The following is a 24706-nucleotide window of genomic DNA, read 5'->3' on the forward strand; positions in this document are numbered from 1 at the left end:
CTAGACGGCGCGCGTTATGCCGCCATCGACGCGGATGTTCTGGCCGGTGATGTAGGCCGCGCCGTCCGACGCAAGGAACGCGATCGTGGCGGCGATTTCCTGGCTGGTGCCATAACGCCCCAACGGCACGCTGTCGCGGCGTTCCACGGTTGCGGGCAAGCTGTCGATCCAACCTGGAAGAACGTTGTTCATGCGAATGTTGTCACCGGCATAGGTATCCGCGAAGATCTTCGTGAAGGAGGCCAGTCCGGCACGGAAGACGGCAGAGGTGGGGAACATCGGGCTCGGTTCGAACGCCCAGGCGGTGGAGATGTTGACGATGACGCCCGATTTCTGCATCTGCATGATTGGTGTAACCAACCGCGCCGGACGAACAGCGCACAGGTAATAAACGTTCATTGCGTCATGCCAATCCTCGTCGGTAATCTCGAGGATGGGCTTTCGTGGGCCGTGGCCAGCGCTGTTTACAAGCACGTCGACGCGACCCCACCGCTCGACAGCGCCATCGACCAGCCGCTTGAGATCGTCATTGGATTGGTTCGAGCCGGTGACACCGAAGCCGTCGAGCTCCTTTGCCAACGCTTCCCCTTTGCCTGAGGACGAGAGAATCCCGACCTTGTAGCCGTCCGCAGCAAGTCGACGGGCGGTCTCCGCGCCCATGCCGCTTCCGCCAGCGCTAACCAACGCAACTTTTTGTCCTGTCATCGTACTTCCCTTCGGCTACCAACTCTCATGCATTTTTGCGAAACTGGGCGAAGTTCTGACACATCGCCGTGGGGATGGCTAAACAGAAATCGGCCGTCGTCCAATAGGAAACTATCGAATGACTCAAATGGCTGAACGGCTCGCCTCGGGGCATTCGCGCCGGCAGGGTCTGACAGCCTCGGACATTATAGCTGAAGGTATATTAGGAGTTTCTTGACAAACTGGTTAACCTCTGATTTCCTGATTTTGTGGGTATTTAATAAGTTCGTTGCGTTTTTTACGGACGGTGTTCGCATGTCAACGTTGGTTGTTGCGGACCCGCGGGGGGTATATCTCGCCGGTCTGGAGTGGGTGTTGCGCAAGGCGGGACACGATGTTGTCGCCGAATGCAACCGCGCGGTTGATGTTCCCCTTCATGTGGAGCGTCACCAGCCTGATGTTGCCATTGTCGGCGTGGATGCAATCGACCCGCAGACGGCCGGGCTCTCTTCACGGCTGAGAGCCTGCGGCAAAGCTCTCGGCATCATCTTCATCGTGCAGCCGAACAGCGGCCTCGGCGTCAAGGAAATACAGGCGCTCGACGCTGACGGACTGCTGCTGGACGGCATCAGCAACCACTATCTCGTCGACTGCGTAAATGCGGTTGCGAGCGGCAAGAAATGGATCGACAACAAGATCCTCCTGCATCTGCTGATGCCGGAACCACAGAGCCAGCCAATGTCCAGGCTGACCGGGCGGGAGACCGAAATCGCCGATCTCGTCTCGCGCGGATTGCGCAACAAGACCATCGCGCAGCGGCTGCATGTCTCGGAAGGCACGGTGAAGATGCACCTGCATCACGTTTACGAGAAGCTGCAACTCGGCGGCCGGGCGGAATTGGCCTGGGTGGCGCATAACAAAGGTGGCGACCATCCAGGAACGCGTCACTCCGGCCTGCTCTGACCACCGCTTTCAACATTGATGCCTTGCCGGAAGCCGTCTGACAGCACCGGCCGTGATACCGGCGCGACCGCCTGCAGTAGCCTGATCTATCGAAGGATATATATCGTTCGATCAGGTGTGGGCATTCACCCTAATACTATCGAAACGCGAATGGACGCGCCCTCTGCGCCGACAACACAATGGTCAATTGAAAACCGCAAATTCAATGCGCGTGGGGTAGGCCTGGGGCAGGTGCATTTCTGCGTTACTGGATGTGCGGATCGTTAGAAGCGACCTTACCAAGGGGGTAACGATCATGACCACCACCATCGACATCAATGGCACGCTGACGCTCGACCAGACTTCCGGAGCTCAGTCCGGCGATACGGCCATCAGCAGTGATCTCACTGGACTTTCGACGGCGTTCAAGGACTTCCTCAATGGGCTAACCGGCGACCTGCAACTGTCGGCAGGCCAGTTCGCTTTTGCCGATAACGTCGAGGCGGCGGTCAGCGGCGCCGGTCTTGTCACCGTCACTCCGGACGGCGCGACGATCAGCAAGCTGTTCTTCTCCGACGGCAGCGGCAATGCGCTCGACGGCGACCAGGTCATCTACAATGGCAGCCCGCTGCTGACGGTCGATGGCAGCCAACCTATCTATCTGCATTCCTATGCAAATGGAACGATCGTGCTGGCGACCACTAGCGCCACCGAAGGCGTCGGCGATGTCGTCGCCGCCTTCTATCTGAACGCGGCAGGCAACAATCTCAGCGCCAGCGTCGAGATGGTGACCTTCCAGGCCATTGCCCACCCGGACACCACCAACCCTGACGACGCGATCGACTGGACCAACCTTCTCAACGTTTCGGCGTCAGGCTCCACATCCTTCAATTTCGACAATCTCGCCTCGGGCAACAATCTGTTCGTGGCCGTAGGCACATCCGGCGCGGGTCTGGTGGTGAGCGGCATACACCCGGTCATCAAGGCCGACGGAACGCTCGACAACTCAGGCGACAACATCAAGACCAGCCAGGGCGGCGTCGGCGCCACTATCGGCGTCAACAACCAGATGTTCGATCCGGGTGAGACCGCGGTGTTCAGCTTCGTCAAGGGCCAGGCACCGGGCACATACGGCGATATCGACAATATGAGCTATACGGACTTCATCGACGTCACCGACGCCAAGCTGTTCATCTCCCAGACCGAGGGCAGTCCGGGCACCAATTTCACCGTGAAGATCGGCGCCTTCAGCGCCGGCGGCGCTTCTACCAGTCCCGAGGCGGGCCGCAGCTACATCGACAACAATCTCGCCAGCGGCGCCAATCTGGGCAACGACGCCGGACAAAGCGCGCTTGCCGATGACTCGGCGGTCGCCATCGTTCGCGTCGTCATCAGGGATGGCAACGGGGGGCTGGTCACCGATACGACCGCGACAAACGGTTTCGTTACCTTCAACGCGGACGGCACCATAACCGCGCAGCATCTCAACGATGCCTATACGGTGCAGTGGTTCACCGACAATAGCGCCACACAGGCCGTGGAGACCTTCAACCGCTTCCAGGCGACGGCGGTGGTCGGAAAATTCGACGTCGGCCGTGTCGACCTGTCGCAAGGCGTGACCGTCACGGAATCCGTCGGCGACAAGCTGCACACCAATGATGACGGCCCGACGGCGGCCTTGACCGAGAACGCGGCCAAGGTACTGCATGACGAGACCTCCGGCGTCGATGCCAATTCCAACGACCAGTCCGGTGCGGCTCCAGCCGCCTTCACCGCGCTCGGCACCGTGCTTGGNCTGGCGTCGATGCCAATTCCAACGACCAGTCCGGTGCGGCTCCAGCCGCCTTCACCGCGCTCGGCACCGTGCTTGGCTGGGCGGCCAGCGCTTCCGCCGTGGTCACGCCGAACTCCAGCTTCGGCACCGACGGACCGGGCACCCAGACGCTGTCGCTCGGCGTCAGCGGCGCCAATGCCGATTCCGGCTTCGATTCACTCGACCACCACAACATCCTGCTCAATGTCGAGGGTGGCCTCGTCGTCGGCCGCGTTGACGTCAACAACGACGGCAACACGACGGGTGAACCCATTGCCTTCGCCATCTCGATCAGCCAAGGCGGCATCCTCAGCATCGCGCAATACATCGCCATCGCGCATCCGGACGGCACCAATGCCAACGACGTCGCGACGATGCTCGACAGTGCGCTGCTTGCCAAGCTCCACACCACCGACGGTGACGGCGACACCAGCGACACCAGCATCGCCATCGGGGACAAGGTGCAGATCAGGGACGACGGCCCGACAGCGGCTCTGACCGAGAATGCAGCCAAGGTGCTGCATGACGAGACGGCTGGCGTCGATGCCAATTCCAACGACCAGTCCGGTGCGGCTCCAGCCGCCTTCACCGCGCTCGGCACCGTGCTTGNGTCGCGACGATGCTCGACAGTGCGCTGCTTGCCAAGCTCCACACCACGACGGTGACGGCGACACCAGCGACACCAGCATCGCCATCGGGGACAAGGTGCAGATCAGGGACGACGGCCCGAGCATCGGGGCAAATGGCACAGTGCCAACGGTCGTGGTCGATGAGTCCGACTTCACGACAAACGGTGGCCCGACAGATTTCTCGAGCATCTTCACACCGCAAAGTGGTGGTGCCGACGGCACAGCGGCGGTCGCCATCACCTTTGCACTGGCCGCGTCCGGCGCGTCAGGTCTCACCGACACTCTTACCGGTCAGTCGGTCGTTCTGTCGACAGTCGGTGGGGTGGTTTTCGGCAAGAACGGCGACGGCGACACGGTGTTCACGATCAGCGTGGACGGCAACGGTAACGTGACGCTTGACCAGTCCCGCGCCGTGGTTCACCCGACCAGTGACCCGAACGAATCGGTGTTCATGTCGAACGCAAACCTCGTCACGCTGACGGCGACCATCACCGACCGCGACGGGGACACGGGTAGTGCCTCGGTCAACATCGGCACGGCGTTCGAGTTCAAGGACGACGGCCCGACGATCACGGTGCCGTTCGACGGCGACCAAAACGCCGGCAACGGTAACGGGACCCATGAGACTCTGGCTAACACGCTCAACGCGTCGGTCACAGGAGCCTTCGGGTACGACATCGGCCATGACCTCTTCGCGGTCTACGACGCCACGCACTCGGACTTCGCGAGCATATCGCTGTCCGGCAACGTCACCGGCCTGGTGCCGAACACTCCGACCGCATTCGCAACCTCGAGCGTTACGCTCGTGGCGGGGTCGGAGACTGCCACCTCAGCGACGTTCAACTGGGCTGCCACTTACGATGCTAACCCGGACTTGGCTGGCGTTCAGCCGGGGACGATCGCCGGTACGCTTAGCTTCAACAAGACTGCCGACACCTACACCATCACGTTGAGCGATACGGCGGATGGCTTCACGAAGGACCTACTCCACACCTCGGAGTTGCTTTCCAAGGAGCCCATCGGCAACACGGGTCACCCGAACGTCGTGGTCGAGAAACTTTTCGATGCGTCGACGACACCCGAACAGACCGACAAGGATTTCTTCGTGCAGTTCACCGGCAACTCAAACCCCAACGGGAGCCCCTTTGGGTTCAACGGGACGGGTGACGGTAGCCCGATCGCCGGCGATACTTTTTTCAACGCCGGCCAGCAAGTCACCAGCAACTTCGAGGACTGGGTTTCCGCAACCCAGACCACGAACGGTGTTGCGGGCGACACGATCCAAAAGGGCGAAGCGCTTACCCTCCGATTCTTCGAAACCACGCCGGGCATCACGACCGACGACGGCCACATCGCCCCGACCCAGACGGCCAACGATATGGCCATCGAGTTCGACGGTATCGGCAACTCCGAGGACCTGATGCTGGTCCTTAACCTCGTCAACCTCGGTTCAGACGGAGCGTTTGGGGGTTCCGGCACTGCGGCAGACACCTTCACCACGAAGGCGATGTACGTGGAGAACCAGGACATCTATAAGGCCAGCACTCCGGGTGGTGTGCCCTCCCCGTACACCAACGAGTTCTCGCTCGACAACAACGACGGTCTCGTGATCGTCGAGCGGAACGACTATAACAGTGCCGGCGAGAACTGGGTGCTTCAGGGTGCCCAGATCATGCAGTCCGGTAACGGTCTGACCGGTCCAGACAGCGTACCGGGAGGTGCGTTCACGGAACTGGCAACGGCGCTCAACCTGCAGAAGGCAGTCGGCGCAAACGGTGGCAGCACGACCATCGCCCTTCAGAACTGGGACCCGACGGACAACGATGTGCTCAAGATCACGGACATCGCTTTCACGGCGACCCAGACCGTGACCCCGGACGCGCACCTTAATTTCGCAGTCAACATTCATGACGCGGACGGCGATGTGACCGGCATCAACAACATCTTGGTCGACGTCGTCTGACCGACACCGCACCAGGGGAGGCAGCTCACGCTGCCTCCCTCCCCCTGTAGATGATCTCGCGCCCTGCCTAAAGCCGGTTCAAAACAAATGAAATCAACCGCACAGCCCCGCGCCTTGCAGACGGTGATGAAAGAGGCTCGACGGGCCATCAAGCCGCTCGTTTGGTTCAGCGCCGGTATCAACATACTTATGCTGACGGGGGCAATATACATGCTCCAGGTCTATCACCGCGTATTGGGCAGCCACAGCTTGGAGACGCTAGTAGCGCTGTCGTTGGTGGCGGCGGCGGCTCTCGCGACAATGTCAGCCTTGGACATCGTGCGTGGCCGCTTGCTGGCCAAAGTCGGCGCATGGATGAACGTGCGACTGGCACCGGTTCTCCTGACCGCGACGGTGGAATACGCCGCCGCCACACCAGGCCAGGCCACGTCTCGCCCGCTGCGCGACCTCGACCAGGTGCGGAACTTCTTCACAAGCCCGAGCATCTTCCCGATTATCGACGCACCGTGGGCACCGATCTTCTTCGCCGCCATCTTCCTCATGCACCCGTGGCTCGGCTGGTTGGCACTCTGCGGCGGCATCGTGTTGTTCGCCCTGGCCCTGTTGAACGAATATATCACGCGGAAGCCGACCGCGGAGGCCGCAAGTGCCCAGGCGCGGGCCTACACGCAGGCCGAGGCGGCAATCCGTAACGCCGAGGTCGTCCAGGCGATGGGCATGTTGAAGCCACTGTTGGAGGGCTGGAAGGCGCAGCAGGACGAAGCAAACAAAGGACAGATTCTCGTCGCCCACCGCGGCGGCACAATCTCGGCCATCGCGAAGAGTTTCCGACAGGGTCTCCAGATGGCCATCCTCGGACTCGGCGCTTATTTAGTCGTGAAGAATGAGGCTTCGGGCGGTATCATGATTGCCGCCTCAATTCTGATGGGTCGCGCGTTGGCCCCCGTCGAACAGGCGATCGCCACGTGGAAGGCGACGGTGGGGGCCCGCGCGGCTTACAAGCGGCTTGTCAATGTCGCCGGTCAGCACCCGGAGATCACAACCGCCCTGCCATTGCCGCGCCCAAAGGGCAGGTTTGAGGCCGAGAACATCGTCCTCGCGCGCCAGGGCGGTGAGCACATCTTGAAGGGAATCAGCTTTCAGCTCAAGTCGGGTGAAGCGATGGCTTTGATCGGTCCGAGCGGAGCCGGCAAGACGAGCCTGGCGCGAATACTGGCCGGCACTTGGCGCCCATCAGGGGGTCGCGCTTTGCTGGACGGCATGAGCGTCGCCGAATGGGCATCGGAGGACCGCGGAAAATACGTCGGCTACTTGCCACAGGATATCGAACTCTTCGCCGGCACCGTCGCCGAAAACATCTGCCGCTTCACGACGCTCAGCCCAGCTGTCTTCAACAAGGTGGTCGAGGCCGCGCAGTTGGCGGGAGTTCACGACCTGATCAAGGGGCTGCCGAAGGGTTACAGCACCGACATCGGCGAATCTGGCGCGGCGCTGTCAGGCGGGCAGCGCCAGCGCATCGGGTTGGCGCGGGCACTCTACGGCGACCCGGCGCTCCTTATCCTAGACGAGCCCAATTCCAATCTCGACCGCGAGGGGGAGGAGGCATTGATCGCAGCCCTCGGCACGGTCAAGGCGGCGGGCACGACCATCATCCTGATCGCGCACCGACCAAACATTATGGAGAAAGTCGACAAGATATTGCTGCTCAACCGGGGCCAACTTGACCTCTTCGGGCCTCGCGACGCCGTCTTCAACGAACTCGCCAATCGCGCCGGCAAGGTGGCCCATATGCCAAAGGCGGCCCAGTTGGCGACCCTCGAGGTGGTCAAGGAAATCAAAGAGGTCAAAGAAGCATGAGCCGTTCCCCGGAATTGAACGTCGTGCCGTTGCCCGTTCCGCCGCCCTCCCTGCTGCAACCGGTGCCGCTGCGTCTCACGGGCGTGACGCTCACCGGATACGCGATCATGTTCCTGTTCTTCGGTGTGGCTGGGGGCTGGGCGGCGCTGGCGCCGTTGGACAGCGCCGCTGTGGCACCGGGTGTCATCAAGGTCGCCGGCGATCGCAAGCTCATCCAGCATCTCGAGGGCGGCATCATCGCGGAGCTGAACGCCGCCAACGGCGATATCGTCAAGGCGGGCAAGGTCCTCGTCCGGCTCGACGACACACAAGCCAAGGCGCAGCTGGACCTGGTCCAGAACCGCATAGCAACGCGTGAGGCATTGGCCGCTCGTCTCAGGGCAGAGCGCGATGGCAAGGCCGAGATCGCGTTTGATCCGACCTTGCTGGCAAATCCCGCCTCCGCAGTAAGGGACGCGGTGGCCGCACAGCGTGACGTGTTCGCGGCCAAGCGCCACAACTTGACGGACGAACGGGAAATTCTCAGCCAGCGCCGTCACCAGACCGAGAATGAGACTAAGGGACTCGAGGACCTTATCGCCACCGAGGACAAGCAGATCGTAGCGATCGAAGGTGAAACCAAGGACCTGGAAGGTCTGCTCGAGAAGGGACTGACCACTCGCGAGCGGTCGCTGTCGCTCAGGCGACAACAGCGGGAGATCGAGGGGCAGCGCGCCACCAATGTCGCTTCCATCGCGCGAGCCAGAAGCGGCATGGCCGAGATCGACATGCAGATCCTGAACCTCGACACGGTGCGGCTGAACGATGCCGTCGATGAGTTGAGCAAGGTCGAGGCGGAGCTGTTCGATCTTAGACAGGGGGAACGCTCGGCTAGGGACGTGCTTACCCGCACCGGTATCGTCGCCCCTGTTGACGGCATCGTGATGGACCTCAAGGTCCATACGGCCGGCGGGGTCGTGAAACCCGGCGACACGCTGATGACGATCGTGCCGCTCGGACAACAACTCGTGGTCGAAGCCATGGTCAAACCAGAGGACGTCGAGACGATAGCCCCCGGACAGCCCGCGCACATCAGCTTCCCGGCTTTCGCCCGCTACAACCTGCCGCCGCTTGATGGCGTCGTGGAGATCGTGTCGGCTGACCGCATGGTCGACGAGCGCAGCGGCGCACCCTATTTCGCCGCCACCGTGCTGATCGACAGGAACGAGCTCGCCAAGCTGGAGGGCCGCAAGCTGCTGCCCGGCATGTCGAGCGAGGCGATGATCCGCACAGGGGCTCGTACCGTGCTTTCTTATCTCGCCGAGCCGATCACGCAGAACTTCCGTCGAGCGATGCGGGAAAAATAGCCGCCAGAACGCGCTGCAACCTGGGGATCGACAGGGGCGATCTGCCGCGAAAAGCTTGCTCGGAACGAGTCCGGCTTTGTTTCAGCGGAATCCCGCCTTGCCCTGGTTGCGTCGGAACCCCACCCGACGAAGTTCGTTCCAAAAGGACGACCCCTTTTGTTCATCCCAACGGCCCGGCATGCCCACGAGCAAGACCAAAACCGACGAAGGCGAGAACCGGCAGCAACTCCTGCAGATAATGACCACGGAACATTTCGTGCTGGGAACAGCCAGGGCAGCCACCATTCAGGAGGCGAACCAGCGCGCGAATTTATTCCTGACTTCGGTCTCAAGCGCCACGATCGCCCTCGCCTTCGTAGCCCAGGTGACGAGGATGGGGCTTCCTTTCGTGCTGTTCAGCCTGATCCTGCTGCCATGCCTCTACTTCCTCGGGCTGGTAACATTCGTCAGGGCCGTGCAGGTCGCCGTCGAAGACATGGTTCACGCCCGTGGCATGGCACGTATCAGGCACTTCTATACCGAGCTTGCCCCTTCGATGACGCGATATCTTGTTCATTCCACCCACGACAACCAACAGGCGCTGCTGGCCGATGTCGGTCTCCAGCCAAGGCCCTGGCAAGCATTCACCAGCACCGCGGGAATGGTGAATGTCGTCAATGGTGCCATCGCAGGCGTCTTTGCCGGCGTGATGACCAACGCTGTCCTTGGCTCGACGGTTGGTCTCGCCGTTGCGGTCGGCATTCTGGCCTTCGTGGTGAGCAACTGGTGTCTGTGGCAACATCACGCGCGCAGCTGGGCGGGCGCCGAACACAAGCTGAAGGTGCTGTTCCCGGATGCGCCCGGCCGTGACCGCATGGACGGAGCGCACAGCGGATAACCGGTCGAAAGCGACAGGACGGATCTCACGCGGCGCGGCCCGCCTGCGGGGTTTCGGCAACCTGTCGGAACCGGCCGCTCTCCACCACATTGAGCGCGGTGACGGCGGCCAGATTATCGCCTTTTTGGTCCCACTCCACGAGATCGCGATAGGCGATACCCATGAAGTGGAGATTGCGCATCGCTGCCACCACACCGCTTCGGTCGGGATATCGCTTGGCGTCATCGACGGCATCTTTTATCGCTGCGATCAAGACGCGGGCTGCATCGTAGGAATTCACGGCATAATTTCCGATCGGCCCAAAGCGGGCCGTGTAACGTGCCGCGAACTCGTTCGAACCAGCGACCCTGCCCAGCTCCGGCGTGGCCGAGAGCACCAGGACACCTTCCCCCACCGTCGCGGCGTCTCCCGCCGGTTCGAGAAAATTCGTGGTGTCCCAGCAGCCGTCGCCACTGGCAAAAAGCTGGCGGAGGCCCGCGTGGCGCATCGCTTTCAAGATGTAAGCACCCTCGAAACTTCCGCCATAGAACAAGACATCGAAGTTCGCCCGCAAGGACGCCACCAGCGGGTCGAAATGACGGCTCCCTTCCCGAACGGTGCGCCGCTCCGCAATCCGTCCTCCAAGCGAGAGAAATGCCCGGGAGAATGCGCAACCCATGCTGTGGCCGTACATTGTTTCCGTCTCGACCAGAACGGCTCGGCGCTTGCCCAGGACGTCGTGGAGATGACGCGCAATGGCCGCTCCGGTCTGATCGTCACGATTGGTGAAGCGAAAGACATTCGGCAGCGCGCGCTCGGTGAGCGCAGTGTCCGAAGCAATGGGCGTGATCATCCCAAGATTGTATGCGGCATAAATCTCCGCCGCGGCCAAAGTGACGTTGCTGTTGTAGTGACCGACCACGCCAAGCACATCCGGTCGCCCACAAAAGTCGTCCGCGACTTGCCGGCCCGTCTCGACCGACCCCTGGTCGTCCGCTTTCTCGGCGGCAATGACAAAGCCCGCTATGCCGCCGCTCGCATTCTGCTCTTCGACCGCGAGTTCTACCGCCTGCGCCATTTCGACACCGAGCACCTCCCCGTTTCCCGACAGCGGTGCCCCGATCGCTATCCGGATCGTTTCGACACCGCTGTTCATGGCAGGTTCTCCATGGCCACCTACGGGCCTCCCGTGACCGAACTGCGCTTGTGCCCATCGGTTCCCCGTTCGACGGAAGAAACACTACCAGCTGGCGTCGACGAGCCACGTGAGCGGCGCGGAGGTCCCCCCGCCATTCGAGCGCTTCGAGGCGGCACCTATGCGCCGACGCTGTCGGGCCATAGCGCCTGTACGCCTTTCGGCAAGGCGTCGCGCACTTTCGCCGACTGGCCAAGGTCGACATGATGGGCAAGCGTCTTGAACACTGTTCTTGTCGCCTCGCCTGCGTTCACGGGTCGACCAGATTTCAGCGCTTCCGCGATGCGATGGACGAATTCCTCGACAGTGCGATCCCGGCTCGGCACATCGGACGGCTGATACTGATCGTAATATGCGCCCCTGATCAGGAGCGGCAGCTCCGCACCGAGATTGGCTCCCAATTCCGCGGGCAGCCTGTCGCGCAAGGCGCGCAAGACCACGCCAAGCACGTGCCATGCGAACTGCCGGTCGGGGCCGAGATCATCCATGATCTCGTTGAGCCAGATGTTGGTGGTCTGCACTGTCTTGTCGATAACATCGAGGCCGGTTGCAGTCATTATCGCCTCCAGACAAAGAACGCTCCCACGCCCACTGCCGGTAGAACACCTGACCGCTCGGATTGTTTCCTTCTTTCGATAATTGGTGAAGTTCGACGGACCGCCCCCCGGCGCGGAACATTCGCCCCACCCGATCGTTCCACGAAACGACGATAGGCTCCGATGAGGAGGAAATCATGGCCGGAAACAAGACCCACGAACAGCAGCTTCGCATCCTGGAAAAACACGAAAATACCAGGAATGCCGACAAGGATTTCGACGCCAACGGCGATCTGAAGAAATCCGGAAGGGAGCGAGAGGCGTACCGAAAGGGCGCGGACCTCAAGCCTGATATGCCGGATATTGCCGACCGCGACGACAGGAACATCATCCGCGGCGAAAACCAGGAAAGCGGGCACCACAAGCGTCGCGCGGATGATTGAAACGCCTCCGTCGGCAGCCGCTGCCGGTAACGAAAAAAGCAGCGGGTAACGACTGGCAACCTACCGCGATTTGCCAATCCCCGAGGAGGAACGCCATGGCCACGAGCAGGAAGATCACCACCGGCGCGAACGATCGGCCGCGCGATGCCCCGATCGGCCAGACCGCGGAGGGGCTGCCCGATGACAGCTCACAGCCGATCCAGGCCGACAACGAGCAGATCGAGCGTGTCCGCAAATCGCTGTCGCGCAAGCCGCAAGAGCGCAAAAGGCCTGCCACCGATGAATAGCTCTTGGAAAGCCGCCTCGGTTAACCGGAACACGTGTCGCGCGACGTTGTCACCCCGCGGTAACCGTTAAGGAGACCAATCATGACCTTTGCTTTGAGAAGCCCCGCCTTTGCCGATGGAGAAAGGATACCGCCGCGATATTCCCGTGACGGCGAAAACCTCTCGCCGCCGCTGCAATGGCAAGATGCTCCCGCGGGCGTCAAAAGCTTTGCCCTCGTCGTCGAGGATCCCGATGCGCCTTCAGGCACGTTCCGCCATTGGGCGGTCTACGACATCGACCCGCAACGCGACATTCTGGCCGAGGGCACGACCGCGGGCGCCAAGACCGAAAGCCTTGGGCATGGCATCAACGATTTCGGCAATCCCCACTATGATGGGCCCCAGCCGCCATCCGGGCACGGCCTTCATCACTACCATTTCAAGCTTCTGGCACTCGATGTGGAGACGCTGCATCTCGACCGGAAAGCGCCTGTCGACGAGGTGATGAAGAGAGCTCAGCCGCACATATTGGAACAAGCCGAATTGGTCGGTACGTTCGAGCGGAATTGAGCATCGGCGCCATCGAGGCGGTTGACGGACGCTCCATGCGATCACTCGCCCAATACAATTCCGGATGCCACGATCTGCGCCGTGCGCTCCGTCAATTTTCCGCATTTTACAAGCGTGGGTTTGACGTAGGTTTTCTTCTTCATGATCGCGATCCGATGTAGCACCGGACTAAACGACCTTCGGCACGGCAACGTTCCATCGGCCGACATCGAAGGCAGCCGCCCTTCTCCTCACCTCGCGCTCAACGCGACCATGCGTTCGAGCGCCGCGCTCAGGCCGTGCAGCGACACAGGAAATGTCAGCGGGGTCTCGGCATCCGTCGTGACATTGAGCTTCAGCACCGTGCCTCCCCGCATCTTTCCAACCACGGACCGATCGATGGCAAAGACCGCGAGGCAGCCCGTCGGCAGGCAGGTCCTGAAACGCTGTTGGGACGATGGCGGCTGATCGTCGATCTGCAGCGTCACGCCGGAATCGAGCAGGATGCCGAAAGGCAGAAGCAAGGTAGCCGTCGTCGAGCCGTCCGCGCGTCTCTGTATCTCCACGGCAAGCAGCCTTTGGCCGTTCTTCTGGACCTGGTCCTGCGAAAGCGAGCAGACCCTCACATTCTCCTGGACAGAGCAAGCCACGCTCCAGTCCTGGTAGACTTCGCGCAGCGATGAGGGGCCATCCGGAACAGCCGCCACCTGCCGACCTCGGTTCAAATCCTCGGCCAGCGATGCCGCGCCATCGGGCTGCGAGGCATGAGCTGATGCATTGCCTTCTGCAATCGCTCGCTGGATAGTCCCGGCAATGTTCGAGACTATTGCGACTCACGGCACCACAATCCTGGCGATCATCTCGGTGACGATGGCAACCGTCGGCATCGCCCACGCTGTCATGACCAAGGAAGATGTCCGCGCCGCCACCGGCTGGGTCGGCGTGATGGTGCTGTCGCCGATCCTCGGCGTGCTGATCTATGCCGTCGCCGGCATAAACCGCATCCGTCGTGCCACGATCAGCGCACAGCGCCCGCTTGCCGGCGATGCGGTGTCGGCCAAGCATGAGCGCGACCTCGCCGCCGAGGAGGCCCTGATCGTCGAGCGCTACGGACAGCGCTTCACGGGTCTTAGAACGCTCGGCGACCGGGTGGCGAGACGCACGCTGAACCCGGGAAATGCAATCGACGTGCTGGAGACGGGCGACGAGGCCTACGCCGCCATGTGCGCGGCCATCGATGGCGCCGAGCGCAGCGTCTTGCTCGAGACCTATATTTTCGACAATGACGCCGTCGGCCTGCTCTTTGTCGAATCGCTGGCCAATGCCGTCCGGCGCGGCGTCACCGTTCGCGTGCTGATCGATGCCGTCGGCGCCCGCTACTCGGTCCCCAGCATTTTGGGGCACTTGCGCGAGGCGAATATTCCTGCCGATCTCTTCAACGGCAACATCGTCATGGGCCTGCGACTGCCCTACGCCAACCTCAGGACCCACCGGAAGATCCTGGTGGTCGACGGCACGGTTGCCTTTACCGGCGGCATGAACATCCGCAAGGGTTTTTCCGCGGAGTTCGCCGGCTCGAACAGCGCCAGGGACACGCATTTCCGGGTAACCGGCCCGGTCGTCGCCGACCTCTTCTCGGTCGCCGCCGAGGACTGGCGCTTTGCCACCAACGAGGCGCTGAAGGGCGAAGCCTGGCGCATAGCGCCACTGTCGCCGGCGCCCGGCGTCCCGATGCTGGTGCGGGCGGTCGCTTCCGGCCCGGATGCCAGCAACGAGACCAACCACAAGCTCTTGATCGGCGCGTTCTCCGTCGCGCGCAAGTCGATCCGCCTGATGTCGCCCTATTTCCTGCCCGACCGCGAATTGATCAGCGCGCTGATCACCGCTGCCCGGCGCGGCGTCGAAATCGACATCGTCGTGCCGGCGGTGAACAACCTTTTCCTCGTCGATCGAGCCATGAGCGCGCAATTCGATCAGGTGCTGAAGCACTATTGCCGCGTCTGGCGCACCGAAGGGCCGTTCGACCATTCGAAACTGCTGTCGATCGACGGCGCATGGGCCTATATTGGATCGTCCAACCTCGATGCCCGGTCGCTGCGGCTCAACTTCGAAATCGATCTGGAGGTCCTCGACGCAGGCTTTGCCCGCGAGATCGAAGCGCGGATCGGATCGGCAATGACCTCCGCCGTGCCGGTGACGCTCGATGCCTTGCGCGCCCGGCCATTCCTCATCAGGCTGTTCGACCGGGTCCTTTGGCTCGGTTCACCCTATCTCTAGATGGGTTTACCCCTATCTCTAGAGGGGTTTGCCCTATCTTTAACAAAACGACGTGTTTGCCAGATAGTTTGACGCCGATCATGGAACACAGACGGAAAGACTCTATTTGATGTGCATGATGAAAGCGGCTGAAATGGCGGGCACGCGATGCGGATGAACGGACGCAGCCTGCCGGCAAGCATGCTTTTGTCCATTCGCGACCGTCGGATGCAGAAGGCAAACGCTGCCGCGCACAAGACGAGCGGCACCACCGGCACGCTGGTCGCCTCCTACAATGTCCACAAATGCATCGGCGTCGACCGCAAATTCGATCCCGAGCGCACCAGCCGCGTCATCCGCGAAATCGATCCCGATGTCATCGCTCTGCAGGAAGCCGACAATCGTTTCGGCGACCGTGACGGGCTTCTCGACCTGCCCCGGCTCGAACGGGAAACCGGCCTTGTTCCCGTGCCGATTTCGGCCACCGGGAAGGGCCATGGCTGGCACGGCAATGTCCTGCTGTTCAAGAAGGGCGTGGTTCGCGACGTGCATCAGATCAAGCTTCCGGGGCTGGAGCCGCGAGGTGCCGTCGTGGCGGAGATCGAGATGGACGGAAGCCAGACTTTGCGCGTCATCGCCGCTCATCTCGGTCTGTTGCGCCACTCGCGTTCCCAGCAGGCACGTGTCGTGCTCGATCTCATGAACAGCCCGGACGAAAAGCCGACCTTGCTGCTTGGCGACCTGAACGAATGGCGGCTCGGCAACCGCTCGGCGCTCAACACGCTGCATGCGACCTTCGGTCCGCAGCCGCCGGCTGTTCCCACCTTCCCGTCAAACCTGCCGCTGCTGGCTCTCGACCGGATCATGACCAATCGGCACGGACTGATCGCGGCGGTGGAGGCGCACGATACGCCGCTTTCGCGCGTTGCCTCCGACCATCTGCCGCTCACGGCGCTTGTTCGCCTCGATCGTATGGCCGATCCTGATAACGCCATGATGTCCCCGGCGTCGCAAAGCGTGTAGATGCAACGGGAACGCCCAGTTCTTCCATGAGTTTATACCTCTTGGACAGGCAGGAGGATGAAATGAAAAAACTGATTTTGGCTTCCATGTTGGCATTTGCCGCGACAGCGGCAGTGACTGCACCAACGCGAGCCGCAAGCGTGATTATCCAGTCCGACGACGGCAACCGATATTCATCCGACGATGATTCCGACAGCGGAATTGTTATCCGCCGTCACCACAATCGGTATTATGACAACCAGTATGATGACGACCAGAGCGTCCAGTACGACAGTGATAGCGATTACCGGGATCGCGTATACCGGCGCCACCACCGGCACCATCGCTGCCACGTCGAAACGGTCGTGCATTGGCGCCACCACCACAAGGTGATTGAAGACGTTCGCGTCTGCGGCTGATCTCATGCGGCGAACGCCATGAGGCGCATGGCTGCGGTCTCATTGATGGACATGGCTATGCCGCATTGCACAATTTGACGGCGTTGCCCACAATGCAGGCATGATCCGCCCCGCCCTAGCCGTCCTGGTGATCGATGAAAATCGCATCCGCGCCTCGATAATCGAGGCCGGCCTGCGCGAGGCCGGCCATCAGCAGGTCACCGTCATTCACGATGTCACCGGCATTGCGCGGCGGATCGCCGAGATCGAGCCTGACGTCATCGTCATCGACCTCGAAAACCCCAACCGCGACATGCTGGAGAACATGTTCCAGCTGTCGCGCGCCGTGAAGCGCCCGATCGCCATGTTCGTCGACCGCTCCGACCAGGCCTCCATCGAGGCCGCGGTAGATGCCGGCGTTTCGGCCTATGTCGTCGACGGCCTGCGGCAAGAACGCGTCAAGCCAATCCTCGACATGGCCGTAAGCCGCTTCAACGCCTTCTCGCGCATGGCGCGCGAACTGGAAGAGGCGCGCAGCGAACTGGAGAGCCGCAAGGTGATCGACCGTGCCAAGGGCATCCTGATGAAGTCGCGCGGCCTGACGGAAGAAGCCGCCTACACGCTGCTGCGCAAGACCGCGATGAACCAGAACCGCAAGATCGGCGACATCGCCCAGAGCCTGGTGACTGCCGCCGGGCTGCTGGGACCGGCGGAGGACGAATGACGATGGGCGCCGAGCACCAGATAACCGCCGGCTTCATGCCGCTTTTCGACAGCGCCGTGCTGGTCGCCGCCGGCGAGCTTGGCTTCGCCAGGCGCGAAGGCATCGACCTGACGCTGCATCGCGAGACCTCATGGGCCAACATCCGGGACCGCATCGCCATCGGCCACTTCCATCTCGCGCATATGCTGGGACCGATGCCGCTCGCCTGCAATCTCGGGCTGACACCGCTCGCTTCCGAGACCATCGTGCCTTTCTCGCTCGGGCTCGGCGGCAATTGCGTCACCATCTCCAATGCAGTGTGGAAAGGCATGGCGGCGCATGGCGCGGCGCCCGATCTCGATCCGGCGCGCGCGGGTGCGGCACTTGGCGCGCTCATCCGCGAACGCGCGGCCTCTGGCCATGATCCGCTGCGCTTTGCCGTCGTGCACCCGCATTCGGGGCATAATTACGAACTGCGCTACTGGCTGGCCGCTTGCGGCATCGATCCCCAGCGCGAGATCGAGATCGTCATCGTGCCGCCGCCCTTCATGGCGGACGCACTGGCCGCCGGCCGCATCGATGGCTATTGCGTCGGCGAGCCCTGGAACAGTGCCGCGGTGGCGGCGGGCACCGGCCATATCGTCACCGTCAAGGCGCTGTTGTGGCGCAACAGCCCGGAGAAGGTGGTCGGCGTGCGCAAAGCCTGGGCCGAGCAGTCCCCCGAAGCCCTGGCGGCGCTCTTGCGCGCGCTGCATCATTCGGCGCGCTGGTGCCAGGATCCGGCGAACCGCGCCGAATTGGCCGATGTGATGGCCAAAGCTGGTTTCCTCGGCCTGCCGCCGGCTGTCCAGATGCCGATCCTCACCGGCCATCTCCAGTTGGGTGGCGGGGCGGACCTGGATATCGACGACTTCTTCGTGCCCTTCGACAAGGCGGCGAACTTCCCGTGGAAGAGCCATGCCTTGTGGTTCTACACGCAGATGGTGCGCTGGGGGCATGTCGCGCACACGCCGGACAATCTCGCCATTGCCCGCGACTGCTATCGTCCCGATCTCTACCGTTCGGCGCTGAAGCCGCTGGGCGTGGCGCTGCCGGGTGCCAATTCGAAGGTCGAGGGCGCGCTCAAGGTCGCAACCGCGGTCGGCGCGACCGGGGCGGGCCTGGTGCTTGGCCCCGACGGTTTCTTTGACGGCCAGATCTTCGATCCGGACCAGATCGAAGCGTATGTCGAGAAGCAGAAATCGGCCCGCGCGGAAGCCTGATCGTTTCCGCGCCACTCTTGTGCATTGCACAAAAATTGTGCGCGCGATTGCTCTAGTGAACAATCTTTGGTCTGCTCGCCATGGCGCCTGACGCGTTGACGATCGGCGTTTAGCAATGATTTCATTGATATTTTTCCCTCACCCTCAAACTGGCACGGTTCCTGCTTTGAAATAACCAGGCCCTTCGCGGGTCACGGAACAGGCGTCCAATGGCGGGCGCCACAGGCAAAGCTGCCGCTCAGGTCAAGACGCGATCCGATTCCCGGACGCGACGACCTGGCCGGCGGCTTTTTTGTTTTTGGGTCAATCGACGGCGCGGATCGCGTTCAACCGGAGACGACGATGAAGAAGACAATGAAGAAATTAATCGGCACCGGCACATCGCTCGGGGATGTGACCCGTCGTGATTTTCTGGTCAGCAGTGCGATGACAGCCGGCCTGTTCATCGCCGCCCGCAAACTCTTTCCGTCCGGCGCCCATGCCGCTACCTCCGCTCCGGAAGTCACTGGCGCCAAGCTCGGCTTCATCGCGCTGACCGATGCCGCACCGCTGATGGTCGCCAAGGAGAAGGGGCTGTTCGCGAAATTCGGCATGCCCGATGTCGAGGTGCTGAAACAGGCCTCGTGGGGCGCGACGCGCGACAATCTGATGCTCGGCGGCGCCGCCAACGGCATCGACGGAGCCCATATACTGACGCCGCTGCCCTATCTCATGCACACCGGCAAGGTGACGCAGAACAACCAGCCGATGCCGATGGCGATCGTGGCGCGGCTCAACTACGACAGCCAGGGCATTTCGGTCGCACAGGAATATGCGGCAACCGGCGTCGGCCTCGATGCCTCGAAGCTCAAGGACGTTTTCGCGGCCAAGAAAGCGGCCGGCAAGGACATCAAGGCCGCCATGACCTTCCCGGGCGGCACCCACGATTTGTGGCTGCGCTATTGGCTGGCCGCCGGCGGCATCGATCCCGACAAGGACGTCTCGACCATCGTCGTGCCGCCGCCGCAGATGGTGGCCAACATGAAGGTCGGCAACATGGACGTGTTCTGCGTCGGCGAGCCGTGGAACGAGCAGCTCGTCCACCAGGGCGTCGGCTTCACCGCCGCCACGACTGGCGAGTTGTGGAAGGGCCATCCGGAAAAGGCGCTCGGCCTGCGCGCCGAGTTCATCGAAAAGTACCCGAACGCCACCAAGGCGATCCTGATGGCCGTCATGGAAGCCCAGCAATGGTGCGAGGCCACGCAGAACAAGGACGAAATGGCCGCCATCATCGGCAAACGGCAATGGATGAACGTGCCGGTCGCCGACATCATCGGCCGCCTCAAGGGCGACATCAACTACGGCAATGGCCGCGTCGCCACCGGCACCGATCTCTACATGAAGTTCTGGAAGGGCGGCGTCTCCTATCCCTTCAAGAGCCATGACAGCTGGTTCCTCGCCGAGAACATACGCTGGGGCAAGTTCGCGCCGACCACCGACATCAAGGCGCTGGTCGACCAGGTCAACCGCGAGGATCTGTGGCGCGAGGCGGCCAAGGAGCTCGGCATNGCATTGCCGCTGCCGACATCCCGGCATCCTCCTCGCGCGGTGTCGAGACCTTCTTCGACGGCAAGGTCTTCGATCCGGCCAACCCGTCCGCCTATCTCGACAGCCTCAAGATCAAGGCTTCGGCCTGACCTTCGCAAACGGCGCGTTGCGCCGTTTGTCGTCCCCAGCACAAACGGCGCCGTTCGCGCCGTCGCCGCCGGCCCTTACCATCTGCCCACGGAGTTTTTCCCAGACATGTCTATCCAGACGATCGAGGACACCAAGGTGAAGGCCTTTCCAGCCAAACCGGCCGAAGTCATCGCCTTCACCGTCAAGGCTCGACGCCGCTTCGATCCGGTCGCGATCGCCGGAAAGCTGGCGAGCACGCTGGTGCCGCCGGTCGTCGTCATCGCTTTGATGCTCGTCGTCTGGCAAATCGCCTGCTCGTCGCCGACATCAAGCCTGCCGCCACCCAGCCAAGTGTGGAACGAGGCCTACGACCTCATCGCGCATCCGTTCTTCGACAACGGCCCGCAGGATATCGGGCTGGCTTGGCGGGTGCTGATCTCGCTGCAGCGTGTTGCCATCGGCTTCGGCATGGCGGCGGTCGTCGGCGTTGCACTTGGCGCGCTGGTCGGCCAGTCGATCTGGGCGATGCGCGGCCTCGATCCGGTGTTCCAGATCCTGCGCACCGTGCCGCCGCTCGCCTGGCTGCCGCTGTCGCTGGCCGCGTTTCGCGATTCCAGCCCGTCGGCGCTGTTCGTCATCTTCATCACCTCGATCTGGCCGATCATCATCAACACCGCCGTCGGCGTGCGCAACATCCCCCAGGATTACCGCAACGTCGCCCGCATCCTGCGGCTCAACCCGCTCGAATTCTTCATCAAGATCATGGTGCCGGCCGCGGCACCCTACATCTTCACCGGCCTCAGGATCGGCATCGGCCTGTCGTGGCTCGCCATCGTCGCCGCCGAAATGCTTACCGGCGGCGTCGGCATCGGCTTCTTCATCTGGGACGCGTGGAACTCGTCGCGGCTGCCCGACATCATCGTCGCGCTCGCCTATATCGGCGTCACCGGCTTCTGCCTCGACCGCCTGGTCGCCGCGGTCGGCGTCTTCGTCACCCGCGGCACGACGGCAAAGTGAGGAGAGCGTGATGACCGCCTATCTGAAACTCGACCATATCGACAAATCCTTCGCCCGCGGCGGCCAGGTCAGCGAGGTCCTGAAGGACATCCGGCTGACCATCGACAAGGGCGAATTCGTCTCCATCATCGGTCACTCCGGCTGTGGCAAGTCGACCTTGCTCAACCTGATCGCCGGGCTGACCACGGTGTCCGCTGGCGCCGTGCTGCTCGAGAACAAGGAGGTCGACAGCCCCGGACCCGAGCGCGCCGTGGTGTTCCAGAACCACAGTCTTTTGCCATGGCTGACGGTCTACGAGAACATCAACCTGGCGGTGTCGAAAGTCTTTGGCCGTTCCAAGAGCAAGGCCGAGCGGCATGACTGGATCATGCGCAATCTCGATCTCGTGCAGATGGCGCATGCAAGGGACAAGCGGCCGGCGGAAATCTCGGGCGGCATGAAGCAGCGCGTCGGCATCGCGCGCGCGCTGGCCATGGAGCCGAAGATCCTGCTGCTCGATGAGCCTTTCGGCGCGCTCGACGCGTTGACCCGCGCCCATCTGCAGGACGCGGTGATGGACATCCATTCCAGGCTCGGCTCGACGACGATCATGATCACCCATGATGTCGATGAGGCGGTGCTGCTCTCCGACCGCATCGTCATGATGACCAACGGCCCGGCCGCGACCATCGGCGAGGTGCTTCCCGTGCCGCTGGCCCGTCCGCGCCGGCGCATCGAACTCGCCTCGGACCGCACTTTCCTGCGCTGCCGCGAGGCGGTGCTGAAATTCCTCTACGAACGCCACCGCTTCGTCGAAGCCGCGGAGTAGACCAATGACCGAAAAACTCGTCATCATCGGCAACGGCATGGCCCCTGGGCGCATGCTGGAGCACCTGTTGGAGCAGGCCCCGGGCCGCTACCAAGTCACCATCTTCAACGCCGAGCCCAGGGTGAACTACGACCGCATCATGCTGTCGCCGGTGCTGTCCGGCGAAAAGGCGTATGAGGAAATCATCATCCACGGCGATGGCTGGTACATCGCCAACGACATCACGCTGTACAAGGGCCACAAGATCGTCGCCATCGACCGGACGGCCAAGACCGTCACCTCGGACCACGGCGTCACCGAACCCTACGACAAGCTGGTCATCGCCACCGGCTCGGTGCCGTTCATCATCCCGGTGCCGGGCCACAATCTGCCCGGCGTGCTCACCTATCGCGATCTCGACGACGTCCAGGCGATGATGCTTGCCGCCCAGTCCAGGTCCAAGGCCGTGGTCATCGGCGGCGGCCTGCTGGGGCTCGAGGCCGCGGCCGGCCTGAGCGCTCAAGGCATGGACGTCACCGTGCTGCACGTCATGCCGACGCTGATGGAGCGCCAGCTCGATCCGGCCGCCGGCTATCTCCTGCAGCGCGCGGTCGAAGAACGCGGCATCAAGGTCATCACCAAGGCCAACACACAGGCGATCACGGGCAACGGCAAGGTGGAGCAGGTCGAACTTGCCGACGGCACAGTCATCCCGGCGACTTTGGTGGTGATGGCGGTCGGCATCCGGCCCAATGCGGCGCTGGCCAAAGAGGCGGGCATTGCCGTCAATCGCGGCATCGTCGTCGACGCCGGCATGCGCAGCAACGACCCCGACATCTTCGCGCTCGGTGAATGCGCCGAGGTCAACGGCATGGTCTATGGGCTGGTGGCGCCGCTCTATGAGATGGCACGCGTTGCCGCGAGCCAACTCGCCGGCGACGAGGCTGCCGCCTTCATCCACATGGACACGCCAACCAAGCTCAAGGTCACCGGCATTGACCTGTTCTCGCTCGGCGATTTCGCCGAAGGCGAGGATCGCCAGGAGATCGTGCTGCGCGACGCCGCCGCCGGCGTCTACAAGCGGCTGGTGCTCAAGGACGACCGCATCATCGGCACCGTGCTTTATGGCGAGACGGCGGACGGCGCCTGGTTCAACGACCTCAAGAAGAAACAGACCGACATATCGCAAATGCGCGATACGTTGATCTTCGGCCAGTCCTACCAGGGGGGTGCCCCGCTGGACCCTATGGCGGCCGTTGCAGCCTTGCCGGATGATGCGGAAATCTGCGGCTGCAACGGCGTCTGCAAGGGCAAGATCACCAGCGCGATCACGGCCAAGGGCCTGACCTCGCTCGACGACGTCAGGGCCCACACCAAGGCCTCGGCCTCCTGCGGGTCCTGCACCGGGCTTGTCGAGAAACTGATGGTGCTGACCATCGGCGACAACTACAACCCGGCCGCCGTGCAGCCCATGTGCGGCTGCACCACGCTCGGCCATGACGAGGTGCGCCGGCTGATCAAGGCCAAGGGGCTGAAGACCATTCCCGCCGTCATGCAGGAACTGGAGTGGAAGACCTCCTGCGGCTGCGCCAAATGCCGGCCGGCGCTCAACTACTACCTCGTCTGCGATTGGCCGGACGAGTACGCCGACGACTATCAATCGCGTTTCATCAACGAGCGCGTCCACGCCAACATCCAGAAGGACGGCACCTATTCGGTGGTGCCGCGCATGTGGGGCGGCGTCACCAATGCGGCCGAGCTGCGCGCCATCGCCGATGTCGTCGACAAGTTCGAGATCCCGATGGTCAAGGTCACTGGCGGCCAGCGCATCGACATGCTGGGTATCCGCAAGGAAGACCTGCCGGCGGTGTGGGCCGATCTCGGCCAGGCCGGCTTCGTCTCGGGCCACGCCTACGCCAAGGGCCTGCGCACGGTGAAGACCTGTGTGGGTTCCGACTGGTGCCGCTTCGGCACGCAGGATTCGACCGGCCTCGGCATCCGCATCGAGAAATTCATGTGGGGCTCGTGGACCCCGGCCAAGGTCAAGATGGCGGTGTCGGGCTGCCCGAGGAACTGCGCCGAGGCGACCTGCAAGGATGTCGGCGTCATCTGCGTCGACAGTGGCTACGAGATCCATTTCGCCGGGGCCGCCGGCCTCGACATCAAGGGCACCGAAGTGCTCGGCCTTGTGAAGACGGAAGACGAGGCGCTGCAGCATATCGTGGCGCTGACGCAGATGTACCGCGAGCAGGGCCGCTATCTCGAACGCATCTACAAATGGGCCAAGCGCATCGGCATCCCCGAGATCAAGCGCCAGATCATGGACGATACGGACAAGCGCAAGGCCTACTACGACCGCTTCGTCTTCAGCCAGAAATTCGCCCAGGTCGATCCGTGGTCGGAGCGCGTTTCGGGCAAGGACAAGCACGAATTCCGGCCGATGGCTTCGGTCGGGTTTGCCGAGGCGGCGGAGTGATGGAGATGTTTGCGCGAGGCGCCCCCCTCTGGCCTGCCGGCCATCTCCCCCTCAAGTGGGGAGATCGGAT

General features: G+C 62.6%; 19 protein-coding genes and 2 pseudogenes. 17 read left to right on the top strand and 4 right to left on the bottom strand.

What is annotated here, in order from left to right:
* Nucleotides 1-705: an SDR family oxidoreductase gene (locus tag X743_RS155845; RefSeq protein ID WP_023765691.1), complete on the bottom strand. Its 705-nt coding sequence runs from the start codon at nt 703-705 to the stop codon at nt 1-3.
* A 213-nt stretch (nt 706-918) separates the two neighbouring features.
* Between X743_RS155845 and X743_RS155840 the strand changes: the two genes are divergently transcribed.
* From X743_RS155840 to X743_RS155815, 5 genes are all read left to right on the top strand, one after another.
* Nucleotides 919-1647: a response regulator transcription factor gene (locus X743_RS155840; protein ID WP_245264213.1), complete on the top strand. Its 729-nt coding sequence runs from the start codon at nt 919-921 to the stop codon at nt 1645-1647.
* Nucleotides 1648-4144: 2497 nt separating this feature from the next.
* Entirely contained in the window at nt 4145-6031 is a 1887-nt protein-coding gene (locus tag X743_RS155830; RefSeq protein ID WP_023765694.1) for a DUF5801 repeats-in-toxin domain-containing protein, read from the top strand.
* A gap of 87 nt (nt 6032-6118) precedes the next feature.
* Nucleotides 6119-7888, top strand: coding sequence for a type I secretion system permease/ATPase (locus tag X743_RS155825; protein ID WP_023765695.1), 1770 nt, complete (start codon nt 6119-6121; stop codon nt 7886-7888).
* Nucleotides 7885-9234 (top strand): HlyD family type I secretion periplasmic adaptor subunit, encoded by a 1350-nt coding sequence (locus tag X743_RS155820; RefSeq protein ID WP_023765696.1) that lies wholly within the window; start codon nt 7885-7887, stop codon nt 9232-9234. The genes X743_RS155825 and X743_RS155820 overlap by 4 nt, the downstream gene beginning before the upstream one ends.
* A 178-nt stretch (nt 9235-9412) precedes the next feature.
* The gene (locus X743_RS155815; RefSeq protein ID WP_023765697.1) at nt 9413-10111 is read left to right on the top strand and encodes a hypothetical protein; all 699 of its coding nucleotides are present in this window, start codon (nt 9413-9415) and stop codon (nt 10109-10111) included.
* Nucleotides 10112-10136: 25 nt separating this feature from the next.
* On the opposite strand, the gene X743_RS155810 is transcribed toward X743_RS155815, so the two are convergent.
* Both X743_RS155810 and X743_RS155805 read right to left on the bottom strand, forming a co-directional pair.
* Entirely contained in the window at nt 10137-11246 is a 1110-nt protein-coding gene (locus X743_RS155810) for a branched-chain amino acid ABC transporter substrate-binding protein (RefSeq protein WP_023765698.1), read from the bottom strand.
* Nucleotides 11247-11404: 158 nt separating this feature from the next.
* On the bottom strand, nt 11405-11842 hold the full coding sequence (locus X743_RS155805) for a DUF2267 domain-containing protein (RefSeq protein ID WP_023765699.1): 438 nt from the start codon (nt 11840-11842) through the stop codon (nt 11405-11407).
* A gap of 176 nt (nt 11843-12018) precedes the next feature.
* On the opposite strand from X743_RS155805, the gene X743_RS155800 reads away from it, so the two are divergent.
* The 3 genes from X743_RS155800 (at nt 12019) to X743_RS155790 (ending at nt 13100) form a co-directional block, all read left to right on the top strand.
* Nucleotides 12019-12264, top strand: coding sequence for a hypothetical protein (locus X743_RS155800; protein ID WP_023765700.1), 246 nt, complete (start codon nt 12019-12021; stop codon nt 12262-12264).
* A gap of 95 nt (nt 12265-12359) precedes the next feature.
* Nucleotides 12360-12551, top strand: coding sequence for a hypothetical protein (locus tag X743_RS155795; RefSeq protein ID WP_023765701.1), 192 nt, complete (start codon nt 12360-12362; stop codon nt 12549-12551).
* Between the two features lie 81 nt (nt 12552-12632).
* Nucleotides 12633-13100 carry a YbhB/YbcL family Raf kinase inhibitor-like protein gene (locus tag X743_RS155790; protein WP_023765702.1) on the top strand — a complete coding sequence of 156 codons (468 nt, stop codon included), beginning with the start codon at nt 12633-12635 and terminating at the stop codon, nt 13098-13100.
* Between the two features lie 230 nt (nt 13101-13330).
* Here X743_RS155790 and X743_RS155785 read toward each other — a convergent pair.
* Nucleotides 13331-13792 (bottom strand): annotated as a pseudogene (locus X743_RS155785) (invasion associated locus B family protein); the annotation flags it as partial.
* Nucleotides 13793-13892: 100 nt separating this feature from the next.
* Between X743_RS155785 and X743_RS155780 the strand changes: the two are divergent.
* The 9 genes and pseudogenes from X743_RS155780 (at nt 13893) to nirB (ending at nt 24636) form a co-directional block, all read left to right on the top strand.
* Nucleotides 13893-15356, top strand: a complete 1464-nt coding sequence (locus X743_RS155780) for a phosphatidylserine/phosphatidylglycerophosphate/cardiolipin synthase family protein (protein ID WP_023765704.1) — start codon at nt 13893-13895, stop codon at nt 15354-15356.
* Between the two features lie 147 nt (nt 15357-15503).
* Nucleotides 15504-16358, top strand: a complete 855-nt coding sequence (locus X743_RS155775) for an endonuclease/exonuclease/phosphatase family protein (RefSeq protein ID WP_023765705.1) — start codon at nt 15504-15506, stop codon at nt 16356-16358.
* Nucleotides 16359-16420: 62 nt separating this feature from the next.
* Complete coding sequence (locus X743_RS1000000170585) at nt 16421-16756, top strand: hypothetical protein (protein WP_084555498.1); 336 nt, start codon at nt 16421-16423, stop codon at nt 16754-16756.
* A 100-nt stretch (nt 16757-16856) separates the two neighbouring features.
* Entirely contained in the window at nt 16857-17459 is a 603-nt protein-coding gene (locus X743_RS155765; protein WP_013893260.1) for an ANTAR domain-containing response regulator, read from the top strand.
* 2 nt (nt 17460-17461) lie between these two features.
* Entirely contained in the window at nt 17462-18700 is a 1239-nt protein-coding gene (locus X743_RS155760) for a CmpA/NrtA family ABC transporter substrate-binding protein (RefSeq protein ID WP_031257719.1), read from the top strand.
* 354 nt (nt 18701-19054) lie between these two features.
* Nucleotides 19055-20376 (top strand): annotated as a pseudogene (locus X743_RS01000000168920) (CmpA/NrtA family ABC transporter substrate-binding protein).
* A gap of 268 nt (nt 20377-20644) precedes the next feature.
* Entirely contained in the window at nt 20645-21373 is a 729-nt protein-coding gene (ntrB, locus tag X743_RS155755) for a nitrate ABC transporter permease (RefSeq protein ID WP_245264218.1), read from the top strand.
* 10 nt (nt 21374-21383) lie between these two features.
* A complete protein-coding gene (locus tag X743_RS155750; protein WP_013893256.1) occupies nt 21384-22181 on the top strand; it encodes an ABC transporter ATP-binding protein in 798 nt (265 codons plus the stop codon).
* Nucleotides 22182-22185: 4 nt separating this feature from the next.
* Nucleotides 22186-24636, top strand: a complete 2451-nt coding sequence (gene nirB, locus X743_RS155745) for a nitrite reductase large subunit NirB (RefSeq protein ID WP_023765709.1) — start codon at nt 22186-22188, stop codon at nt 24634-24636.
* Nucleotides 24637-24706: the final 70 nt, after the last annotated feature.

The organism is Mesorhizobium sp. LNHC232B00 (genome assembly GCF_000502435.1).
GTDB classification, from domain to species: Bacteria; Pseudomonadota; Alphaproteobacteria; order Rhizobiales; family Rhizobiaceae; genus Mesorhizobium; species Mesorhizobium opportunistum.

Bases quoted from the DNA above. Each gene is read 5' to 3' on its own strand.
- X743_RS155800 (WP_023765700.1), top strand. From the start codon at position 12,019: ATGGCCGGAAACAAGACCCACGAACAGCAGCTTCGCATCCTGGAAAAA.
- nirB (WP_023765709.1), top strand. From the start codon at position 22,186: ATGACCGAAAAACTCGTCATCATCGGCAACGGCATGGCCCCTGGGCGC.
- X743_RS155825 (WP_023765695.1), top strand. From the start codon at position 6,119: ATGAAATCAACCGCACAGCCCCGCGCCTTGCAGACGGTGATGAAAGAG.
- X743_RS155760 (WP_031257719.1), top strand. From the start codon at position 17,462: ATGGGCGCCGAGCACCAGATAACCGCCGGCTTCATGCCGCTTTTCGAC.
- X743_RS1000000170585 (WP_084555498.1), top strand. From the start codon at position 16,421: ATGAAAAAACTGATTTTGGCTTCCATGTTGGCATTTGCCGCGACAGCG.
- X743_RS155765 (WP_013893260.1), top strand. From the start codon at position 16,857: ATGATCCGCCCCGCCCTAGCCGTCCTGGTGATCGATGAAAATCGCATC.
- X743_RS155845 (WP_023765691.1), bottom strand. From the start codon at position 705: ATGACAGGACAAAAAGTTGCGTTGGTTAGCGCTGGCGGAAGCGGCATG.
- X743_RS155815 (WP_023765697.1), top strand. From the start codon at position 9,413: ATGCCCACGAGCAAGACCAAAACCGACGAAGGCGAGAACCGGCAGCAA.
- X743_RS155810 (WP_023765698.1), bottom strand. From the start codon at position 11,246: ATGAACAGCGGTGTCGAAACGATCCGGATAGCGATCGGGGCACCGCTG.
- X743_RS155780 (WP_023765704.1), top strand. From the start codon at position 13,893: ATGTTCGAGACTATTGCGACTCACGGCACCACAATCCTGGCGATCATC.
- X743_RS155790 (WP_023765702.1), top strand. From the start codon at position 12,633: ATGACCTTTGCTTTGAGAAGCCCCGCCTTTGCCGATGGAGAAAGGATA.
- X743_RS155775 (WP_023765705.1), top strand. From the start codon at position 15,504: ATGCGGATGAACGGACGCAGCCTGCCGGCAAGCATGCTTTTGTCCATT.
- X743_RS155750 (WP_013893256.1), top strand. From the start codon at position 21,384: ATGACCGCCTATCTGAAACTCGACCATATCGACAAATCCTTCGCCCGC.
- X743_RS155805 (WP_023765699.1), bottom strand. From the start codon at position 11,842: ATGACTGCAACCGGCCTCGATGTTATCGACAAGACAGTGCAGACCACC.
- X743_RS155820 (WP_023765696.1), top strand. From the start codon at position 7,885: ATGAGCCGTTCCCCGGAATTGAACGTCGTGCCGTTGCCCGTTCCGCCG.
- X743_RS155795 (WP_023765701.1), top strand. From the start codon at position 12,360: ATGGCCACGAGCAGGAAGATCACCACCGGCGCGAACGATCGGCCGCGC.
- ntrB (WP_245264218.1), top strand. From the start codon at position 20,645: ATGCTCGTCGTCTGGCAAATCGCCTGCTCGTCGCCGACATCAAGCCTG.